Origin of the sequence: Blastococcus colisei (assembly GCF_006717095.1) — a bacterium.
GTDB classification, from domain to species: domain Bacteria; phylum Actinomycetota; class Actinomycetes; order Mycobacteriales; family Geodermatophilaceae; genus Blastococcus_B; species Blastococcus_B colisei.
The window spans coordinates 3,460,309-3,480,069 of record NZ_VFQE01000001.1 but is presented as its reverse complement, the minus strand read 5'-3'; the positions used below and the strand labels follow the sequence as shown (position 1 = coordinate 3,480,069).

At 73.2% G+C, this 19,761-nt stretch carries 15 protein-coding genes and 1 riboswitch; of the genes, 7 read left to right on the top strand and 8 right to left on the bottom strand.

The window, feature by feature from the left end; all coding sequences use genetic code 11:
- Positions 1 to 250: 250 nt before the first annotated feature.
- The 8 genes from FHU33_RS16585 to FHU33_RS16550 all read right to left on the bottom strand — a co-directional run bounded on the left by FHU33_RS16585 (position 251) and on the right by FHU33_RS16550 (position 9,235).
- Positions 251 to 1,009 (bottom strand): sulfite exporter TauE/SafE family protein, encoded by a 759-nt coding sequence (locus tag FHU33_RS16585; protein ID WP_142026323.1) that lies wholly within the window; start codon positions 1,007 to 1,009, stop codon positions 251 to 253.
- Positions 1,006 to 2,793, bottom strand: a complete 1,788-nt coding sequence (locus FHU33_RS16580; RefSeq protein ID WP_211355160.1) for a gamma-glutamyltransferase family protein — start codon at positions 2,791 to 2,793, stop codon at positions 1,006 to 1,008. The genes FHU33_RS16585 and FHU33_RS16580 overlap by 4 nt, the downstream gene beginning before the upstream one ends.
- Before the next feature lie 100 nt (positions 2,794 to 2,893).
- The gene (locus tag FHU33_RS16575) at positions 2,894 to 3,964 is read right to left on the bottom strand and encodes an ABC transporter ATP-binding protein (RefSeq protein ID WP_142026322.1); all 1,071 of its coding nucleotides are present in this window, start codon (positions 3,962 to 3,964) and stop codon (positions 2,894 to 2,896) included.
- Complete coding sequence (locus FHU33_RS16570; RefSeq protein WP_142026321.1) at positions 3,961 to 4,989, bottom strand: ABC transporter ATP-binding protein; 1,029 nt, start codon at positions 4,987 to 4,989, stop codon at positions 3,961 to 3,963. Before FHU33_RS16570 ends, FHU33_RS16575 begins: the two co-directional genes overlap by 4 nt.
- Entirely contained in the window at positions 4,986 to 5,861 is an 876-nt protein-coding gene (locus FHU33_RS16565; RefSeq protein WP_142026320.1) for an ABC transporter permease, read from the bottom strand. The genes FHU33_RS16570 and FHU33_RS16565 overlap by 4 nt, the downstream gene beginning before the upstream one ends.
- 17 nt (positions 5,862 to 5,878) lie before the next feature.
- Positions 5,879 to 6,835 (bottom strand): ABC transporter permease, encoded by a 957-nt coding sequence (locus FHU33_RS16560; protein ID WP_142026319.1) that lies wholly within the window; start codon positions 6,833 to 6,835, stop codon positions 5,879 to 5,881.
- A gap of 25 nt (positions 6,836 to 6,860) precedes the next feature.
- A complete protein-coding gene (locus FHU33_RS16555; RefSeq protein ID WP_142026318.1) occupies positions 6,861 to 8,462 on the bottom strand; it encodes an ABC transporter substrate-binding protein in 1,602 nt (533 codons plus the stop codon).
- A 104-nt stretch (positions 8,463 to 8,566) separates the two neighbouring features.
- Positions 8,567 to 9,235, bottom strand: a complete 669-nt coding sequence (locus tag FHU33_RS16550; protein WP_142026317.1) for a GntR family transcriptional regulator — start codon at positions 9,233 to 9,235, stop codon at positions 8,567 to 8,569.
- Positions 9,236 to 9,701: 466 nt separating this feature from the next.
- On the opposite strand from FHU33_RS16550, the gene FHU33_RS16545 reads away from it, so the two are divergent.
- The 7 genes from FHU33_RS16545 to FHU33_RS16515 all read left to right on the top strand — a co-directional run bounded on the left by FHU33_RS16545 (position 9,702) and on the right by FHU33_RS16515 (position 19,739).
- Complete coding sequence (locus FHU33_RS16545; RefSeq protein ID WP_246063730.1) at positions 9,702 to 10,262, top strand: MOSC domain-containing protein; 561 nt, start codon at positions 9,702 to 9,704, stop codon at positions 10,260 to 10,262.
- 67 nt (positions 10,263 to 10,329) lie between these two features.
- Entirely contained in the window at positions 10,330 to 11,034 is a 705-nt protein-coding gene (locus tag FHU33_RS16540) for an LppX_LprAFG lipoprotein (RefSeq protein WP_142026315.1), read from the top strand.
- 46 nt (positions 11,035 to 11,080) lie between these two features.
- On the top strand, positions 11,081 to 12,766 hold the full coding sequence (locus FHU33_RS16535; protein ID WP_246063728.1) for an MFS transporter: 1,686 nt from the start codon (positions 11,081 to 11,083) through the stop codon (positions 12,764 to 12,766).
- Positions 12,767 to 12,832, top strand: a riboswitch (guanidine-III (ykkC-III) riboswitch). It abuts the gene before it with no gap.
- Positions 12,833 to 12,842: 10 nt separating this feature from the next.
- Positions 12,843 to 13,157 carry a DMT family transporter gene (locus FHU33_RS16530; protein ID WP_142026313.1) on the top strand — a complete coding sequence of 105 codons (315 nt, stop codon included), beginning with the start codon at positions 12,843 to 12,845 and terminating at the stop codon, positions 13,155 to 13,157.
- A 74-nt stretch (positions 13,158 to 13,231) separates the two neighbouring features.
- Complete coding sequence (locus FHU33_RS16525; protein WP_142026312.1) at positions 13,232 to 16,834, top strand: ATP-binding protein; 3,603 nt, start codon at positions 13,232 to 13,234, stop codon at positions 16,832 to 16,834.
- On the top strand, positions 16,831 to 18,237 hold the full coding sequence (locus FHU33_RS16520) for an FAD-binding oxidoreductase (RefSeq protein WP_142026311.1): 1,407 nt from the start codon (positions 16,831 to 16,833) through the stop codon (positions 18,235 to 18,237). Before FHU33_RS16525 ends, FHU33_RS16520 begins: the two co-directional genes overlap by 4 nt.
- A gap of 98 nt (positions 18,238 to 18,335) precedes the next feature.
- Positions 18,336 to 19,739: an FAD-binding oxidoreductase gene (locus FHU33_RS16515; RefSeq protein ID WP_211355159.1), complete on the top strand. Its 1,404-nt coding sequence runs from the start codon at positions 18,336 to 18,338 to the stop codon at positions 19,737 to 19,739.
- The last annotated feature ends 22 nt before the right edge of the window (positions 19,740 to 19,761 follow it).

Genomic DNA, 19,761 nt, shown 5'->3' with positions numbered 1-19,761 from the left:
AACGCCGAGCGTGGGCACCCTCGCCTCTCACCTGCTCAAGGCTCGCCGACCGATACCGCCGACGTTCCCGCGGGAACGCGGTCAAGGCTCTCAGCTTGACGACGTTCCCGCAGGAACGTGATCGAGAACGGCAACCCCTTGGAATAGGTCATCTAGGTCGGGGTTCCCGTCGCCGGTATGTGACGGCATCCCCGGGCGGGGCCCCCGCACCGCGGGGGCAGTGGGCACCGCACGTGCCACCGCGGCCGGCTCATCCCTCCAGGAACAGCAGGACCGCGACGACGACGCCGTAGACGACGACGATGATGCGCAGGAGCATCGACGGGATGCGCCGGGCGAGCCGGGCGCCGAGGTAGCCGCCGACGAGCGACGTCACGGCCACGACGAGAACGGCCTCCCACGCCACCGGCCCGAATATCCCGAACGCGATCAGCGCCACGGTGTTGATGACCAGGGACAGCAGATTCTTCAGCGCATTGGTACGGGCGAGTCGCTCGGGGAGGAAGATGCCGAGCACGCCGAGCAGCAGCACGCCGAGCCCGGCCCCGAAGTAGGCGCCGTAGACGGAGGCGAGCAGGATCCCGATCTGCAGAGTGGGGGAGCGGTCACCTTTCCTCGATCCGCTGCTTCGCTGGACGAGGCGCGCCAGCCAGGGCTGCAGCACGAGGAGCGCACACGCCAGCAGGATCAGAAAGGGCACGATCGCGCTGAACACGTCGCCCGGGCTGACGAGCAGCAGGACGGCGCCGCCGATGGCCCCGACGATGCTCGTCACCCCGATCGCACGGATCCGCGCGCGCTGCCCGCCCAGCTCGGGCCGGCCGCCGACGACGCTGCCGGCGTATCCCGGGAACAGCGCCACCGTGTTGGTCACGTTCGCGGTGACGGCCGGGTAGCCCGCCGCGAGCAGCGCCGGGAACGAGATCAGCGACCCCCCTCCGGCGATCGCGTTGACCCCGCCCGCCAGCAGCCCGGCGGCCGCCAACAGCGCGACGGTCTCGGGCGTCACCGGCCCACCGCGTAGCCCTGCATTCCCCGCGGATTGGCCGCGGCCTTGAGGAATCCGGTCTGCGGATCCCGTGACACGGCGGAGAGCCGTCCCTGTGACCAGTCGCCGGTGACCTGCACGTCGTGCCCGCGTGCCCGGAGGCCGGCGATGACGTCCGGGGTGAGCCGTCCCTCGACGACCAGCCGGCCCGGCGAGGCCTGACGCGGGTAGAAGGAGCTCGGGAAGTGCTCGCTGTGGAACATCGGCGCGTCGATCGTCGCCTGCAGGTCGAGCCCGGCGTGCAGGTGCGCGAGCAGGAAGGCCAGCGACCACTGGTCCTGCTGGTCGCCACCGGGCGTCCCGAACGCGAGGTAGGGGATCCCGTCGCGGGTGGCGAGCGACGGGGACAACGTCGTCCGCGGGCGCTTGCCGCCGGCCAGCGACGACGGCAAGCCTGGCTCGAGCCACATCATCTGGGCCCTCGAGCCGAGGCAGAAGCCCAGATCCGGGATGACGGGCGAACTCTGCAGCCAGCCGCCACTGGGCGTGGCGGAGACCATCATCCCGTCGCGGTCGACCACGTCGACATGGCAGGTGTCGCCCCTGGTGGTCCCGTCGGACAGCACCGTCGGCTCACCCGCGCCGTCGGCGGTGATGGCCGGGCGCAGTCCCTCGCCGGCGTCCCTGGCCGGCAGCCGGGGCGTGCGTCCGCCCGGGCTCCCGGGCCTCAGCTCGTACGACGCCGTGTCGGCCACCAATGCCCGCCGCTGTTCGGCGTACGCCGGCGACAGCAGGGCCTCGAGCGGGACGTCGACGTGCGCCGGATCGCCGTACCAGGCCTCCCGGTCGGCGAAGGAGAGCTTCGCGCACTCGACGACCGTGTGGATCCAGTCGACCGACAGGTGACCCATCGCCGGCAGGTCGAACCCGGACAGCAGCGCGAGCTGCTGGAGCATCACCGGCCCCTGTCCCCAGGGGCCGGTCTTGTGCACCGTCAGGCCGGCGTAGTCCTGCGATGCCGGCTCCTCGACCGTCGGTTGCCACCGGGCGAGGTCCTCGCCGTCGAGCAGCCCGCCGTGGCGGCGTCCTGACGTGTCCATGACCTGCTGCGTCCGGCACCACTCGTCGACGGCTTCGGCGACGAAGCCCCGGTAGAAGGCGTCGCGTGCCGCCCGGATCTGCTCCTCGCGTCCGGCCGAGGCGGCTTCGGCCTCCGTGACGATCCGCCGGTAGGTGTCGGCCAGCACCGGATTGCGGAATCGGGATCCCGCGGCCGGCGGACCGCCGGAGGTGAGGTAGGTCTGCGCCGAGGTCAGCCACTCGTCGCGGAACAGCTGCTCGACGGTGCGGATCGTCGCGACCGTGTTCGGCAACAGCGGAAAACCGTCCGCGGCATAGCTGATCGCCGGTTCGAGGACGTCCCGCAGCGTCCAGGTCCCGCGCTGCTCGAGCAGCAGGGTCCAGGCTCCGAACGCGCCGGGTACGACGGCGGCGAGCAGACCGGTGCCCGGCACCAGGTCCAGGCCCAGGTCGCGGTAGTGCTCGATGCTCGCCGCAGCCGGGGTCGGTCCCTGCCCGCAGTAGGCCTCGACCCGGCCCGTCGGGTCGGCGACGAGGATGGGGACGTCGCCGCCTGGCCCGTTCAGGTGCGGCTCGACGATCTGGAGCACGAAGCCGGCGGCGACCGCGGCATCGACGGCGTTGCCGCCACGCTCGAGGACTGCCATCCCGGTCGCGCTGGCCAGCCAGTGCGTCGAGGTGACCATGCCTGTGGTGCCCACAAGCTCCGGTCGCGTCGTGAACACGTAGGGACTCCCTCGCCCGTCGGAGTGCGGCGGTCGAGGCCGCCTGGTTGGGGTCGTGCTTGCTCGGTCGCCGCGGTCCCGCGGCGGTCGTCTGCGGGGCTCAGCCGCTCGGGCGCACCGTCGCACCCTCGACCGCCCCCTGTGCGGCGGCCGCGGCGCTGACGTCCGGTGCCCCGGTCTCGCGGTCGACGAGGTGGCAGGCCACGAGATGGTCGGCCGAGGTGACACCGGCCAGTGGCGGTACCTCCACCCTGCACCGCTCGACCGCGACCGGGCAGCGCGTGTGGAAGGGGCACCCGGGCGGCGGATCGAGCGGACTGGGAATGTCCCCGCCGAGGACGATCCGTGTACGCGAGCGCTGCGCCGCCGGGTCGGGAACCGGTGCCGCGGTGAGCAGCGACTGCGTGTACGGCATCTGCGGGTCCTCGAACAGTTGCTGCCGCGACGTCTTCTCCACGATCTTGCCGAGGTACATGACGGCGATCGCGTCGCTGATGTACTCCACCACCGACAGGTCGTGGGTGATGAACAGGCAGGAGAACCCGAGGTCGCGCTGCAGGTCGGTGATGAGGTTGAGGATCGACGCCTGCACGCTGACGTCCAGCGCGGACACCGGCTCGTCCGCGATGACCAGGGCGGGCTCCAGCGCGAGTGCCCGCGCCAGGCCGACCCGCTGGCGTTGACCGCCGGAGAGTTCGTGCGGGTAGCGGTCGATCATGTCCGCGCGCAGACCGCACTTCTCGAGCATCTCGCGCACGCGTCGGTCGAGCGCGGATCCGGACGCCACCCGGTGCAGCAGCATCGGCTCGCCGATGATCTGACCGATCGTGAGTCGCGGGTTGAGCGAGGAGTAAGGGTCCTGGAAGACGATGTGGACCTGCCGCCGCAGCGGCCGCATCCGCCGCCGGGACAGCTGGGAGATCTCCGTGCCGAGCAGTTTGATGCTGCCGGAGGTCGGTTCGATCAACCGCGTGACGCACCGGCCGACGGTCGACTTGCCGCTGCCCGACTCGCCGACGAGCCCGAGGATCTCCCCTGGGCCGATGGTGAAGGAGACGCCGTCGACGGCGCGCACGACACCCGAGCCGCCCCGGAACCCGGAGCCGGTGGCGAAGTGCTTGACCAGGTCGGTGACCTCGAGCACCGGACCCTGATGCGGCGACGTGGTCATGCCTGCTCCCCGGGGTGATAGCACGCGGTCGGGTGGAAGGGCCGGGTCGGTTCCAGTGGCGGCCGGTGCTCCACGCAGATCTCGGTCCGCCGGGGACAGCGGGGGGCGAAGACGCACTCGTCCGGGTCCGACCGCAGCGACGGGACGAGACCGGGGATCTCGACGAGCCGCCGGACGGCGACCTCCTCCGGACCCTTCTCGCGGTGCGGGATGGCACTGAGCAACCCGTTGGTGTACGGGTGCTGCGGATGGGCGAACAGCTCGTGCACCTCTGCCTGCTCCACCGGCCGCCCGGCGTACATCACGACGACGCGGTCCGCCAGGTCCGCGACGACGCCGAGGTCGTGCGTGATGAGGATGATCGACGTCCCGAGCTCGCTGCGCAGGCGGCGCAGGATGTCCAGCACCCCGGCCTGGATCGTCACGTCCAGAGCAGTCGTCGGCTCGTCCGCGACCAGGATCTTCGGCCCGCAGGCGACACCGATCGCGATCATGACGCGCTGTCGCATCCCGCCCGAGAGCTGGTGCGGGTACTCGTCGACGCGTTGGCGCGGAGCGGGGATCCGCACGAGCTCGAGCAGCTCGATGGCACGTTGGTGCGCCGCACGCTTGGACAGGCCTTCGTGCCGCTGCAGGACCTCGCGGATCTGCCGGCCCACGGTGAAGGCCGGGTTGAGGCTGGTCATGGGCTCCTGGAACACGAAGCTCACGTCCTTGCCCCGCACCTCGCGCAGCTGCTTCGGGCTCAGGGACAGCAGGTCGGTGCCCTCGAGCCGGATGCTGCCGGTCACCGTCGCGGTGGCCGGCAGCAGGCCGGGGATGGACATGGCGGTGACCGACTTGCCACATCCCGACTCCCCGACCAGGGCCAGGATCTCCCCGCGGGCGAGCTCGAAGGAGACGCCGTTGACCGCGTGGACCGGTCCGTCCTCGGTCTGGAAACGGATCCGCAGATCCTCGACGGCCAGCAGGGGACCGGTCTCCGGGTGAACCGCGAGAGAACCGTCGACGGGGCTGGTCGTCATCGGACGGCCTTCGGGTCGAGGACGTCGCGAAGGCCGTCTCCCACGAGGTTGAACGACAGGGCCGCCAGAGCGATGGCGACGCCGGGGAACACGGCCAGCAAGGGGGCCTGTGCCAGGAAGCTCTGCGCGGCCGACAGCATCGTCCCCCACGACGGCGTCGGCGGCTGGACGCCCAGGCCGAGGAAGGACAGCACGGACTCACCGATGATCGCCTGGGGCACGGTGACGGTGGCCTGCACCAGCAGCGGGCTGAAGGCGTTGGGCAGGATGTACCTCCGCAGTATTCGCATGTCCCCGGCGCCGTCTGCCACCGCTCCGGCGACGTAGTCCTGCTCGCGCAGGCCGAGCACTTCTCCTCGGGTGACCCGGATGAAGCTGGGAAGGGCGCTGATGCCCAGCGCGATCACGACGTTGCGCAGCGACGGGCCGAGGATCGCGGCCAGTCCGACCGCCAGGATGAGGAAGGGGAAGGCGAGCAGCAGGTCGGTCAGGCGGCTGATGACCAGGTCGGCCCAGCCGCGGTAGTAGCCCGCGATGAGCCCGAGTGGCACCCCGATGGCCATCGCGAGGAGCGTCGCAAGGACGCCGGCCTGCATGGACACGCGCGCGCCGTACGCGATCCGGGCCAGGGTGTCCCGGCCGAGGTCGTCGGTTCCCAGCAGGTGGTCCGCGGACGGCGGCTGGAGCAGCGCGCCGAAGTCGTTCGTCTCGGCGTCGCCGAACAGGGGGGCGAAGATTGCCAGCCCCCCGATCAGCGCGAGGACGACGAGTCCGAAGACCGGCAGCCGCATCCGGAGGAAGCGCTTGAGCAGCCGCCGCCCACGCCGCTGGCGGGGAGGGGGGTTGGGCAGGGCGGCAGAGGGCTGAGCCATGGGTGCCGAGCTCACGGTCACGACGCACCCCCTCCCACGCGGATGCGTGGGTTCAGGAACGAGTAGGACAGGTCCACGAGCAGGTTGACGACGACGTAACCGAACACCGTCACCAGAGCCACTCCCTGGATCACCGGGTAGTCCCGGGTGAACACCCCGTCGACGATGAGTTTGCCGAAGCCGGGGATCACGAAGATCTGCTCGGTGATCACGGCGCCGGAGATGAGGGCGCCCAGTTGCAGTCCGAGCACCGTGACCACCGTGATCAGGCTGTTGCGCAGGGCGTGCACGAGCACCACCTGACGCTCGGACAGTCCCTTCGACCGGGCGGTGCGGACGTAGTCGGCGGAGATGGTCTCGAGCATGGCCGAGCGCATCTGGCGCATCAGCACTGCTGACAGCCCGGTCCCGAGGACGATCGCCGGCAGGATCATGCGTTTCAGGTTCTCGATCGGGTCCTCCAGGAAGGGTACGTAGCCCGAGGCCGGGAGCAGGTCGAGCTGTACGGACACGACCAGGATCAGCACCAGACCGAGCCAGAAGTTCGGTATGGACAGCCCGAGCAACCCGAAGCCGTTGCTCACGTTGTCGATCCACGAGCCGCGTCGCAGCGCGGCGAGGATCCCCGCCGGGATCCCGATGAGCAGGGCGACGAGCAGGGACAGGAGCGCGAGCTCCAGCGTGACCGGCAGGCGGTCGAGGATCACCTCGCTGACGTCGGCCCCGGTCCGGGTGGAGGAGCCGAGGTCGCCCTGGAGGGAGTTCCCGATGTAGCGCAGGTACTGCACGGGGACCGGGTCGTTGAGTCCGTACTTCTCCCTGATCTCCTCCAGTGCGGCGGGATCGCGCTCCTCTCCTGCGAGGGCCAGGGCGGCATCCCCCGGCAGCGCGCGCACCCCGACGAAGACGACGATGCTGGCGAGCAGCAGCACGAGCGCAGACGTGCCGAGCCGGCGCAGCAGGTATGAGCCCATCCTGCTGTCCTGTCGTCCGCGGCGGTTACTGGGCGAAGCCGGCGGTCGCGAGGCGCGGTAGGCCGTCGGCGTAGTACTCCAGGCCGACGACGTCGGGTCCGGTCACGAGGTAGTTGACCGGGTGGTAGAGGTACAGGATCGGCCGGTCCTCCGCCGCGATCTGCAGCGCCTCGGCGTAGAGCTGCTTGCGCTCCTCCTGGTCGCTGGTCAACCGGGCCTGCTCGAGGCGCTGGTCGAGCTCCGGGTTGGATTCACCGGTGATGTTCAGCGGTGCGCCGGTGTGGAGGAAGTTGTAGATGTTGCCGTCCGGGTCCACCCGGCCCGACCAGCCGACCTGGAACGTGTCGAAGTTCCCGGCGTCGCTGGCGTCCAGCGCGGAGGCGAACTCGGTGGGGGCCACCGTCACGTCGAAACCGGCCTCCTTGGCCTGTGACTGGATCACCTGTCCCAGGCGGAGGTTCTCAGGGCTGGTGTTGACGACGAGGGTGACCGGGACGGGCGTGGAGACGCCCGCGTCGGCGATGAGTTCCTTGGCCCGCTCGACGTCCCGCTGGCTGCACTCGAACGACTCGTCGTGGTAGGGGCTGGCCGGCGGCAGGGGAGTGCACCCGGGGGTGTACTTGCCGGCGAAGACGACCTCGTTGATGACGTCGCGGTCCAGCGACAGCTCGAAGGCCTCACGCAGTTCCGGTGAACTGCCGAGTGGAGTGTCGACCGGGCCGACCGGCTGGCCGATCCCGTTGACGTTGCCGATGTTGATGCTGATGCCCTGGTAGCCCAGCGACTCCTGGCCGATGAGCTTGACCGAGGTGTCGCCCTCCACCTTGGCGACGTCGGTGGCGGCGATGCGCTCGGCGACGTGCACGTCGCCGGAGTTGACGTTGGCCAGTCGGACGTTGCCGTCGGTGATGACCCGGTAGGTGACGCCGTCGAGCTTCACGTTGTCGGCGTCGTAGTAGTCGGTCGCCTTCGTCAGCACGATCTCGTTGCCCGGCGTCCGGCTCTCGAACTCGAACGGCCCGACGCAGACGGGGTCGCTGCCGAACGCGTCCCCGAGCGTCTCCAGCTGGGCCGGCGACATGATCATCCCTGCCCGGTCGGCGAGCTGGGCGGTAAGCGGGGCGAACGCTGAGGACAGGGTGAGCTGGACGGTGGTGGGATCGAGGACCTCGACCGACTCGACCTGGGCCAGGTCGCCGGTGCGCGCCGAGCCCTCGAGCGTGCGATGCCGGTCGAGCGAGGTCTTCACCGCCGCTGCGTCGAACGGCGTCCCGTCGTTGAAGGTGATGCCCTGGCGCACCTTGATCGTGACGACCGTGCCGTCCTCCGAGACCTCCGGGAGCTCCTCGGCCAGCTGCGGGATGAGCTCCAGCTCCTCGTTGACGTCGTAGAGCTTCTCGCACATGTTGACGAAGACCTCGCGCCCGACCAGCGTCCGGGCGAGGGTGGGATCGAGTGCGTCCGGGTCCTCTGCGAGCGCGAGGACGAGGGTGCCCCCCGCCTGGGCCTCCCGGTTGTCCGCGGAGGCGTCGTCACCGGTGTCGGTCGATCCGCTACCGCAGGCGCTGACCAGGGTTGCGGCCGCGACAGCGACCGACAGGTGGGTGAAACGGCGGTGACCGAGCACGGGCCCTCCTCGGGGTGAATGAAGCTCGGCGCTGAGACTCACATCACGGTGGACTGTATGCAAGATTTTGGCGAAAGAAGCTTCAGATTCGTCCCGGCCCCCGCTCAGGGAGGCGGCTGCGACCGCCCCGAGGTGGCGCCCCGGCGGTAGGACGCGCGCGCCGCGGCGACGTGGGCGCGCGCGACCGCCTCGGCGTACTCCTCGTCGCCGTCGGCGATGGCATGCAGCAGTTCCTCGTGCTCCTTCCACGAGTGCGGGGCCCGCGTCTCGGCGTTCGCCCGGAACACCCACTGCACGCGTTGCGCCATGGGCGCTACGAGCAGCCGGAGGTAGTCGTTGCCGGCGATCTCGACGACCAACTGGTGGAACTCGGTGTTGCAGTCGGCGACCACGCCGAGTTCACCGGCATCGGTGGCCTGCCGAGCGCGCTCGAGGGTGGCGCGCAACCGGGCGATCTCGGGTGGCCCGGCCCGGCGCGCCGCCAATCGGGCGCCCAGCGATTCCAGGGCCATGCGTACGTCGAACAGCTCGTCCGCCTGCTCGGGGGTCATCTGTGCGACGACGGCACCGCGCCGTGGGTGGAGGTCGACGAATCCTTCGCTCGCCAGCGTCTGCAGGGCTTCCCGCACAGGGTTGCGCGAGACCCCGAGCCGGGACGCCAGTCGATCCTCGACCAGGCGCGTGCCGGGCGGGAACTCGCCGGTGATGACCATGTGGCGGAGTTCGTCAGAGACCAGCGAGCGCAACGGCTGGTGCGCTGTTCCAGGCGTCACAGTGGCCCTCCTCTCGATGCTGAACAGAGGACTGTATACAAATCCCCGCTGGGTGCCTTCCTCGTGACACAAAGAGGGCTGGAAAGGGTGAGGCGTGCACTCGCAAGGTAGGGCGCGCGAGTGGCAGGGTCCGACCTCGTGACCTCCGGCGTGCCCGGGCAGTATGGCCGCGGCTCGTGCTCCGGCGTCCCTCGCCCGATGTTCCGGGACGATCCGCGCGTTCCGCGACGGTCGTTCTCACCGTGTGGGGGCGGTGGACATCACGTCGAAGCTGGGATGGGCAGGAGGGGTCGCGCAGGAGTGAGCGAGCTGACCGGGGAGCAGAGCATCTCGAGAACGCGGTCGACGAGGGCGAGCGGCGGAGAGTGCGTGATGGGGGAGGCTCGACGCGGTCTGCGTCTCGGGCGCGGACCTGCTGCCGCTGCCCGGTCGCAAGCCCGACCGCAGCGGCATCGACAAGAAGGCGGTGACGGGTCGGGTCGCCGTCCACGAGCTCGGCCTGGACGGCGACGTGCAGGTCAACCGCAAGTACCACGGTGGGGAGGGGCAGGCGGTCTACGCCTACGCCCAGGAGGACGCCGACTTCTGGATCGCCGAGCTCGGTCGTGAACTGCCGCCGGGGCGGTTCGGCGAGAACCTCCGGACCAGCGGTCTGGACCTGACCGGGGCCCTGCTCGGCGAGCGGTGGCGGATCGGGACGGCGATGTTCGAGGTGACCGCGCCGCGCATCCCCTGCGCGAACTTCGCCCGGTTCTGGGACGAGCCGCAGCTGGTCAAGCGCTTCACCGCGTACGGCGCGACCGGGGCTTACCTCCGCGTCCTGGAGACCGGCAGGATCGGCGCGGGGGACGGCGTCCGCGTCGTCCACCGTCCCGGGCACGGCGTCACGACGGGCCGGGCGTTCCGGATCTTCACGACGCAGAAGGCCCGGGTCGCGGAGCTCGCCCCGGCCCTGCACCACCTGCCGCTCAAGGACCAGCCCAAGGTCCGGACGCGCATCGACGCGCGGACCGCGGCCGGCGCCTGAGCGGCGCGGCGGCGCGCTACTGTCCGCCGCGGTACGCCGGGGCCGCCCGGTCGACGGGGAGGTCGCCATGCAGCTGCGCCGCACGGTCACGTCGCTGCTCGCGCTGGCCGTCATGGGCATCCCGGCTCTCACCGGCTGCGGGGGTGGTGAGCCCGAGGAGTCCGCGGGCGACCTCCTGGCGCGCGCCAAGACGACCCTGGACGAGGCGAGCAGCGCGCACTTCGTGCTGACCAGCGAGGGGGCACCGGAGACGGGCACTCTCCTGCTGGGTGGCGAGGGCGACATCGCCCGCCCGTCGTCCTTCGAGGGCACGCTCGACGTGCGCGCCCTCGGCTCCACCCTCGACCTGGAGGTGGTCTCCGTCGACGGCACCGTCTACGCGCAGCTGCCCTTCACCACCGGGTTCAGCGTCGTCGACCCCGCCGATTTCGGCTTCGGCGATCCGGGTGCGCTGCTCGATCCGGAGACCGGCATCTCGCAGCTGCTCGCCGAGGCGGAGTCGGCCGAGCTGGGGGAGGAGCGCCGGGTGGACGGCGAGGTGGTGCGCGAGGTGACCGCAGAGCTGCCCGGGGAGCTGGTGGAGCAGATCCTCACCAGCGAGGACCCCAGCACGCCGGTGCAGGCCCGCTTCTCCATCGCGACCGAGAGCGGAGAGCTGCGGCGGGCCGAGCTCACCGGGCCCTTCTACACCGCGGGCGAGAACGCGACGTTCACCGTGGACCTGACCGACTTCGGCGCCGATGTCGAGATCACCGCACCGCCCACCGGCTGAGCAGGTCCCCGGCGCCCAGCGGCACCCGGCGCCCGGACTCCCGCTCGTGGTCCTCGCCACACTGGCCGTCCTGGTCACCGCGGCCGACACCTACGTCGTCGTCCTCGCCCTGCCCGACATCCTCGCCGGGGTCGGCGTCGGGCTCGACGAGCTGCAGCGGGCCACGCCGATCGTCGGCGGCTTCCTGCTCGGCTACACCGCCACGCTCCCGCTGCTGGGCCGGTTGGCCGACCTGCGCGGGCGGGTGCCCGTCCTGGTCGGCTGCCTGCTGCTGTTCGCCCTCGGCTCGCTGCTCACCGCCACCGCCGACGCCCTGGGCCCCGCCGTCCTCGGCCGGGGGCTGCAGGGCATCGGCGCCGGTGGCCTGGTGCCGGCGACCCTCGCCCTGGTCGCCGACCGCTGGCCCCCCGAGCGTCGCGCGCTGCCCCTCGGCGTCGTGGGCGCGGTCCAGGAGGCCGGCGCGGTGCTCGGCCCCCTGGCCGGAGCGGCGGTGCTCGCGTTCGCGGACTGGCGGGCCATCTTCTGGCTGAACCTGCTGCTCGGGCTGGCCCTCGCGGTCGGCGCCGTGGTCACCGGCGGGGTGCGCCGCCCCGATGCCCTCGGGCTGGCCCTCGCGGCGGTCACCGCGCTCGCCCTCGGCCTCCAGCTGGCGGCTCCGGTGGCGCTCGCGGAGGACGTGACGCTCGGCCTGCTGTACGTGCCCGTCGTCGAATCCCTGGAGTGGACGACGCCCCTCGTCCTGGTCTCGCTGGCCGCCGGGGCGGCGCTCGTGGTGCGAAGCCTCAAGGCCCCGGACGGCGCCGTCCTGCCACTGCGGGGTCTGCGCCGGCTGGCCGGCGAGGTCGACGTCGTCGGCTCGGCGCTGGCCGTCGTCGCCCTGGGCAGCCTCGTGTGGGCGTTCGCCGCCGCGGACCCGGCGACCCAGATCGTGGCGCACGGCCCGGTGCTCCTCCCGGTGGCGCTGGCGGCCACGGTGGCCTTCGTGTGGCACGAGCGCCGGACGGCCGAGCCGGTGCTGCCGCTGCGGGCGCTGCGGCCGGTCGGCGCGTGGGGCGCCCTGCTGGTCAACCTGCTCGTGGGGGCTGCGCTGGTCGCGGCGCTCGTCGACATCCCGCTCTTCGCGCGCGCCACCACGACGCCGGGCGACCAGCTCGGTGCCGCCCTCGTGCTCCTCCGGCTGCTGGTCGCCGTCCCCGTCGGTGCGGTGGCGGGCGGCTGGCTGTGCCGCGCGGTCCCCGCGCGCTTCGTCGCCGCCGGGGGGATGGCGCTGACCGCGGTCGCCTTCGTGCTCATGACCCTCTGGGACGCCCGCTCACTGGACGGCGTCGCCTCGACCGTCGTCCTGGTCGCGGCCGGCCTCGGGTTCGGCCTGGCGATCGCGCCGGTCAACGCCGTCCTGCTGGCGGTGACCCGCGCCGAGGTCCACGGCAGCGCCAGCGCGCTCGCCGTCGTGGCCCGCACCGTGGGCATGCTCGCGGGGCTGTCGCTCCTGACCGCCGTGGCGCTGCGCCGGTTCACCGCCGAGGTGGATGCCATCGGCACCCCGTTCGAGCTCTGCCCCGAGACACCTACCGACTGCGCCGTCTACGACGCCGCTGTGGAGGCGGCCGTGCTCACCCAGTTGCACACCGTCTTCGCCGGGGCGGCGATCGCGGCCGGCCTCGCGGCGCTGGCCTCGCTGCTGTTGCTGCGCGAGGGCCGGGCGGCCGCACCCGCGATCGTGCGAAGCTGAACCGGAGCCGCGATCCGGCTCCCGGACGAGGGGTGCCGTACCCGGTGGGCGACAAGACGGTGCTGTGGAGGCCGTCGTGGCGTGGTTGGTGCTCGTCGTGTCCGGCGTGCTGGAGGCGGTCTGGGCCACGGCCCTCGGCCGCTCGGAGGGGTTCAGCCGGCTGGTCCCGTCGGTCGTGTTCGTGGTGGCGCTCGTGCTCAGCATGGCCGGACTGGCCTACGCGATGCGTGAGCTGCCCGTCGGCACCTCCTACGCGGTCTGGGTGGGCATCGGCGCCTCGCTCACCGTGGTCTACGCGATGGTGACCGGTACCGAGGCGGTGTCGCTGGCGAAGGTGCTGCTGATCGTCGGGCTCATCGGCTGCGTCGTCGGGCTCAAGCTCGTCCACTGACGGGCGAGGCGCTCAGGACGCAACCGCTCCTCACGGCGCGCCCGCTCGTCTAGCTTCTCCCGCGAGGAGGCGCTGTGGAGGGCACCGGGCAGCTGCGGATCAGCCTGCTGGGCCCGTGCGCGGCCTCCACCGGAGGGGAGCCGCTCGACCTCGGCGGGCCCCGCCAGCGGGCCGTGCTCGTCGCCCTGGTCCTCGCCCGGGGCGAGGTCGTGCCGGTCGATCGACTGACCGAGTCCGTCTGGGGCGAGCACGCCCCGGCGGACCCCGCGGGTGCGCTGCAGGCCTACGTCTCGCACCTGCGCCGGCGCCTGCAGCCCGGCAGCGCCGCCCGCACCCGCTCGGCCGTCATCGTCAGCGAAGGGCGCGGCTACGCCGTCCGGCTGCCACCGGATGCCGTCGACGTCTGGCGGTTCGAGCACCTGCTCGACCGGAGCGGGGCCGCGCAGGAGCCGGCGGAGGTCGCGGAACTGCTGTCCCGGGCGCTCGCGCTGTGGCGGGGGCCGCCGCTGGCCGAGTGGACCGACGAGCCGTGGGCGACACCGGAGATCGCGCGCCTGGAGGAGCTGCGCGCGGTCGCGCGCGAACGGCTGGTGGCCGCCCAGCTCGCGCTGGGGGAGGCGGCCCTGCTCGTACCCGACCTCGAGGTCATGGTCGCCGAGGCGCCGATGCGGGAGGAGCGGTGGCGGCTGCTGGCCCTCGCCCTCTACCGGGCGCACCGGCAGGCGGACGCGCTGGGCGCGTTCCGCCGCGCGCGCACGACCCTCGCCGACGAGCTGGGCGTCGACCCGGGTCCGGCGCTCCGCGAACTCGAGCGGCAGGTGCTCGCCCAGGCGCCGGAACTCGCCGTCCCCACCCAGCGCTCCCGCCGCACCGAACCGTCCGTGCCTGCCGCCGCGCCGGCGCCGGACGACCTGCTCGACCGCGACGCCGAACTGGCCGCGGTCCGCGCCGCCCTCGACGACCTGGTCGCCGGCGAGCCGCGGCTGCTGCTCATCGAAGGGCCCGCGGGAATCGGCAAGACCCGGTTGCTCACCGAGATCCGGCGGCTGGCCGCGGAGCGGTCGGTGGGGGTGCTGGCAGCGCGGGGGAGCCAGCTCGAGAAGGCGTTCGGTTTCGGCGTCGTCCGGCAGCTGTTCGAGCCCCGGCTGACCGATCCCCGGCGCCGGGACGAGTTGCTCGCGGGGGCGGCGGCCAGCGCGCGAGGCGTCTTCGACCCCATGGGCGGGGAGTCTCCCGATGGCTCGTTCGCCGCCCTGCACGGGCTCTACTGGCTGGCGGTCAACCTCACCGCCGACGGGCCGCTCGTGCTCGCCGTCGACGACGTGCAGTGGTGCGACGGCGCATCCCTGCGGTCGCTGGCCTTCCTGGTCCGCCGCCTGGAGGCGGTGCCGGTGCTCGTCGTCGGCACGGTGCGGACGGGTGAACCGCACGAGGACGAGGAGCTGCTGGGCGAGCTGGCGCTGGAGCCGGTGGCGGTCGTCCTCCGGCCGGCCACCCTCTCCGCCGACGCCGTCGGCGCCCTGGTCGGGCGGCGGCTCGGCGAGCCGGTCTCCCCGCTGTTCGCGCTCGCCTGCCATCGCACGACCTCGGGCAACCCCCTCCTGCTGCGCCAGCTGCTGCGTGCCCTGGAGGCCGACGGCGTCCGGCCGGACGCCGCGCACGCCGACATGGTCGTGGCCGTCGGGTCCCGCGCGGTCTCGAGCATGGTCCTGATGCGGCTGCGCCGGCTCGGCGGAGCGGCCCCGGTCGTGGCCCGCGCCGCCGGGATCCTGGGCGACGGGGCGCCGCTCCCGGTGGTCGCCGCGCTCGCCGAGCTGTCCGAGCCCGACACCGCCGCGGCCCTGGCCGCACTCGCCCGCGCGGAGATCGTGAAGGACGAACAGCCGCTGGCGTTCGTCCACCCGCTGGTCCGGGAGGCCGTGTACCGCGACCTCCCCGCCGCGGAGCGTGCCCTGCGGCACGAGCGTGCCGCCCGGCTGCTCCGCGCGACCGGGGCCAGCGACGAGCAGGTGGCCGCGCACCTCCTGCTCGCTCCGGTCCGCGGCGACGGCGAGGCGACCGAGGCGCTGCGCCGGGCGGCCCGGACGGCGGCCGAGCGCGGCGCGCCGGACAGCGCGGTCACCTACCTGCGCCGTGCCCTGGCGGAGCTGCCCGCCGGTGCGCCGCGGTGCGACGTGCTGCGCGAGCTGGGTCTGCTCGAGTCGCTCGTGGACGGCGCGGCGAGCACCGAGCACCTGCTCCAGGCCTACGAGGGGATGGCCGATCCGCGGGACCGTGCCGACCTCGCGGTGGCGATCGCCCGGACGCAGGTCTTCGCCAGCCCGCCGGGCCAGGCCACCGCGTTCGCCCGGCGGGCCGCGGACGCCCTGCCCGACGAGCTCGCCGACCACCGGCAGGCCCTGCTGGCGATCGAGCTGGTGAGCGGATACATGCACGCGCTCGACCCGGTCCGCTGGCGCCGGCCCGTGCCCGAGCCGGACGGCGAGGGCCACGGCGCACAGATGCTGGCCGCGGCACTGGCCTACGACGTCACGATCGAGGGCTGCGACCGCGAGCGGGCGGTGCGGCTGGCCCGCTTCGCGCTGGAGGGGAACCGGCTCTGGGCCGTGGACCACGGGCTCTTCTGGGTCATCGCCGCGATCATCCGGATGCTGGCCGATGACGACCTGGGCGACTTCTGGGCCCGCGCCCGTGCCGAGGCCCACGCGCGCGGGTCGCTGTTCGCCGTCCTCTCGACGAACCTGTGGCAGGGGTTCTGGCACTGGCGCCGCGGCGAGCTCGCCGAGGCCGACTCGTCCCTGACGAACGCGCTCGACGAGAGCCGGATGTGGGGCGGTGCGGGGGTGGCTCCCCCCTTCGCGTACGCGTTCCTGATCGGCTGCCACCTCGACCGCGGCGACCTCGCCGCCGCCCGCGCCACGGCCGACGCCGCCGGCACCGGTCCCGGGATCGGGGACGGCGGCCGGCTCCTGCAGCACGCGCTGGCCCGGCTGCTCACCGCCGAGGGGCGCCACGAGAGCGCGCTCGGCCTGCTGGACGCGATCCCGACGCCGGTGCCGGTGCCCAACCCCGTGTGGAACCCCTGGCGCAGCAGCGCGGCCCTGGCGTTGCGCGGACTGGGCCGGACCGGCGAGGCGATCGCTCTCGTAGAGGAGGAGGCTCGGCTGCTGCATCGCTGGGGAGCCCCGAGCCACCTGGGCGCGACGCTGCGGCTGCTCGGCGAGCTCCGCGCGCCGGACGGGCTGGCCGACCTGCGCGAGTCGGCCGCCCTGCTGGCCACGACGTCGTCCGCCGTGGATCTCGCCCGCGCGCGGTGTGCCCTGGGCGCCCGCCCCGAGGTGGCCGACGACGAGGCGGTGCCGCTGCTGCAGGCCGCGATGGAGGAGGCGCACGCCCGGGGGGCGCTCGGAGTCCGCGAACGGGCGCGCGCCGCGCTGCGGTCCCGCGGCTTCGCCGACGCGGTCTGCCGGCCGACGGTCCGCTCGGCGACGGCGACCGAACGCCGGGTCCTCGAGCTGTCGGCGGCCGGCCTCGGCATCCGGGAGGTCGCCCAGGAGCTGTTCCTGACCCCCGGGACGGTCCGGTCGGTGCTCGAGCGGGCGTCCGCCGACGGCCTCAAGTTCCTCTCAAGTCCGACCGGCGAGGCTCGGACACTGGCAACCGGGAGGACCCCGTGACGCAGCAGCAGATCGCGACGGCCGCGCCGTCCCGGGCCGAGGGGCTGCGCGGACTGTGCGGTGGTTCGGTGCAGCTCCCCGGCGACCCGGCCTACGACATGGCCCGCTCACCGTGGAACCTGCAGATGCGCGACTACCCGGCTGCGGTGGCCTATCCGGCCTTCCCGGACGAGGTGGCCGAGGTGCTGCGGGCGGCGGCGGCCGCCGGACTGCAGGTGGCCGCACAGGGGACCGGCCACGGAGCCCCGCCGCTGGAGGGCCGGCTGTCCGGCGCGGTGCTGCTGCGCACCTCGGCGATGACCGAGCTGGCGATCGACCCCGTCCGCCGCACTGTCCGGGCGGGTGCCGGAGTGCTGTGGGGCGACCTGGCCGACGCCGCCGGGCGGCACGGACTGGCCGGCCGGCATCCGTCGTCCCCGGACGTGGGCGTGGTCGGCTACAGCCTGGGCGGCGGCATCGGCTGGTACGCCCGGAAGCTCGGGCTGCAGTGCAACGCGGTGACGGCGGTCGAGCTGGTGCTGGCCGACTGCACGTCCGTGCGGGCCACCGCCGACCGGGACGCCGACCTGTTCTGGGCGCTCCGCGGTGGGGCGGCGCCCCTGGGCGTCGTCACCGCGCTGGAGTTCGGGTTGTTCCCGCTGGAGACCGTCGTCGCGGGCACGTTGACGTGGGACTGGACCGAGGTCGAGCGGGTCCTGCCGGCCTGGGTGGCCTGGTGCGCGGACGCCCCGGAGGAGGCGACGACGGCGTTCCGGCTGCTCGACGTGCCGGCCGACGAACTGGTCCCCGCCGAGCTGCGCGGACGGCGGATCGCCATGATCGACGGCGCCGTCCTGGGGGAGGACGGCTACGCCGCCGAGGTGCTCGCGCCGCTGCGCGCCCTCCGGCCGGAGTTCGACACGGTGGTCCGGATGCCCGCGGCCTCGCTGGTCAGGCTGCACCTGGACCCGGAGGGGCCGACGCCCGCGTACGCCAGCAGCACCCTCGTCTCCGACTTGCCGGACGCCGCCATCGCCGGGATCGTCGACGCCGTCGGCCCGGGTTCGGGGACCCGGCTGGCCGCGGCCGAGCTGCGGCAGCTCGGGGGCGCGCTGGCCCGCCCGGACCCCGCCGGTGGCGCCCTGTCCGCCCTCGACGGCCGGTTCCTGGCGCTGGGCCTGGGTCTCGGCGGAGGGGACGACCACGACTGGGAGCGGCAGCGGGAGGACGCCGCCCGCTTCCTGGCCGCGGTCGAGCCGTGGGCCACCGGCCGCCACTACCTGCCGATGCTCGACGAGCGCACCGACACCCGGAAGGTGTTCCCGCCCGGGGTGCACGCCCGGCTGTCCGCCGTCCGCCGGGCCGTCGACCCGGGCAACCTCTTCCTGGCGGCCCACCACGTGGACTCCCGTCCGCAGGCTTGAGGCCGCGTCTCAAGCCCGGCCTCAAGGTCGTCGCAATCGGCCGTCAAGGGCAGCGCGCCACCGTTCCTCCATCAGTTCTCACCGACCTGGAGGACCCCGTGACCGCCATCCTCGACGCCCCCGTCGCCGTCGACACCCGGACCGCGATCGACGCCCTGCGCGCCGAGCTGACCGGCTCCCTGCACACCCCGGACGAGCCGGAGTACGACCAGCTCGTCTCGCCCTGGAACCTGGCCGTCCCGATGCGGCCGGCCGCCGTCGTCGCCGTCCGCACCGCCGAGGACGTCGTCGCCGCCGTGCGCTTCGCCGGCGCCCACGGCTACACCGCCGGCGTCCAGGCCACCGGCCACGGCGCGGAGCGGTCGCTCGCGGGGCACCTGCTCGTCCTCACCCGCGGCCTCGACGAGGTGACCGTGCACCCCGAGGGCTGGGCCCGTATCGGGTCCGGTGTGAAGTGGTCCGCGCTGGTCCCGAAGGCGGCTCCCTACGGGCTGGCCGGCGTCAACGGCTCGACCACCGACGTCAGCATCGTCGGCTACACGACCGGCGGCGGCGTCGGCCCGCTGGCCCGCACCTACGGCATCAACGCCGACCGCGTGCGCGCCTTCGAGGTGGTCACCGGCGACGGCGTCTTCCGCCGGGTCACCGCGACCGAGCACCCGGACCTGTTCTTCGCGCTCCGCGGTGGCAAGGGGGCCGCCGGCATCGTGACCGCGATGGAGTTCGACCTGATCCGCATGCCGGAGTTCTACGGCGGGGCGATCTACTTCGCCGCCGAGGACGCCGCGGAGGTCATCGACCGGTGGCGGGGCTGGGCGGACGACCTGCCCGAACTGGGGACGACGTCCTTCGCGATCTTCCAGCTGCCGCCGCTGCCCGAGATCCCGCCGCCGCTCGCCGGCCGGATGACCCTGGCCGTCCGGTTCCTGTGGGCCGGGGAGCCGTCGGAGGGCGCCCGGCTGCTGAACGAGCTCCGGGAGGTGGCGCCGGTGATCCTGGACGACGCCCGGCTGCGGCCCTACACCGAGATCGACTCGGTGCACGCCGACCCGGTCGACCCGATGCCCGTCGTCGACCCGGCGATCCTGCTGAACGGGTTCCCCGCCGAGGCGGCCGAGCGGCTGCTCGCCGTGGCCGGGCACGGATCAAGGTCCCCGCAGGTGATCGTCGAGGTGCGGCACCTCGGCGGCGCCTACGCCCGCGAGGGCGCGCACCCGAGCGCGTTCGCCCACCGTGCTGCACGGTTCAGCGTGCTGACCGTCGGGATGGCGATCGACGAGGAGATGGCGGCGGGTGCGATGGCGCACGCACAGTCGGTGTTCGCGGCTCTGGGCGACTGGGACACCGGAGGCGTGTGGCCGAACTTCGGGATCCCGCACGACGCCGTCTCCGCCCGCCGGTCCTACGACGAGCCGACGCTGGCCCGGCTCCGCGAGGTCGTCGACACCTACGACCCGCAGGGCGTCCTGCAGGCCGGCGCCTACACCCGAGCGGTGGCCTGACCCGTCGCACCGGTGCCCGGAC

Excerpts from the sequence above, each read along its gene's own strand:
- FHU33_RS16575 (WP_142026322.1), bottom strand. The coding sequence starts at position 3,964 with ATGACCACGTCGCCGCATCAGGGTCCGGTGCTCGAGGTCACCGACCTG.
- FHU33_RS16570 (WP_142026321.1), bottom strand. The coding sequence starts at position 4,989 with ATGACGACCAGCCCCGTCGACGGTTCTCTCGCGGTTCACCCGGAGACC.
- FHU33_RS16565 (WP_142026320.1), bottom strand. The coding sequence starts at position 5,861 with ATGGCTCAGCCCTCTGCCGCCCTGCCCAACCCCCCTCCCCGCCAGCGG.
- FHU33_RS16560 (WP_142026319.1), bottom strand. The coding sequence starts at position 6,835 with ATGGGCTCATACCTGCTGCGCCGGCTCGGCACGTCTGCGCTCGTGCTG.
- FHU33_RS16540 (WP_142026315.1), top strand. The coding sequence starts at position 10,330 with ATGCAGCTGCGCCGCACGGTCACGTCGCTGCTCGCGCTGGCCGTCATG.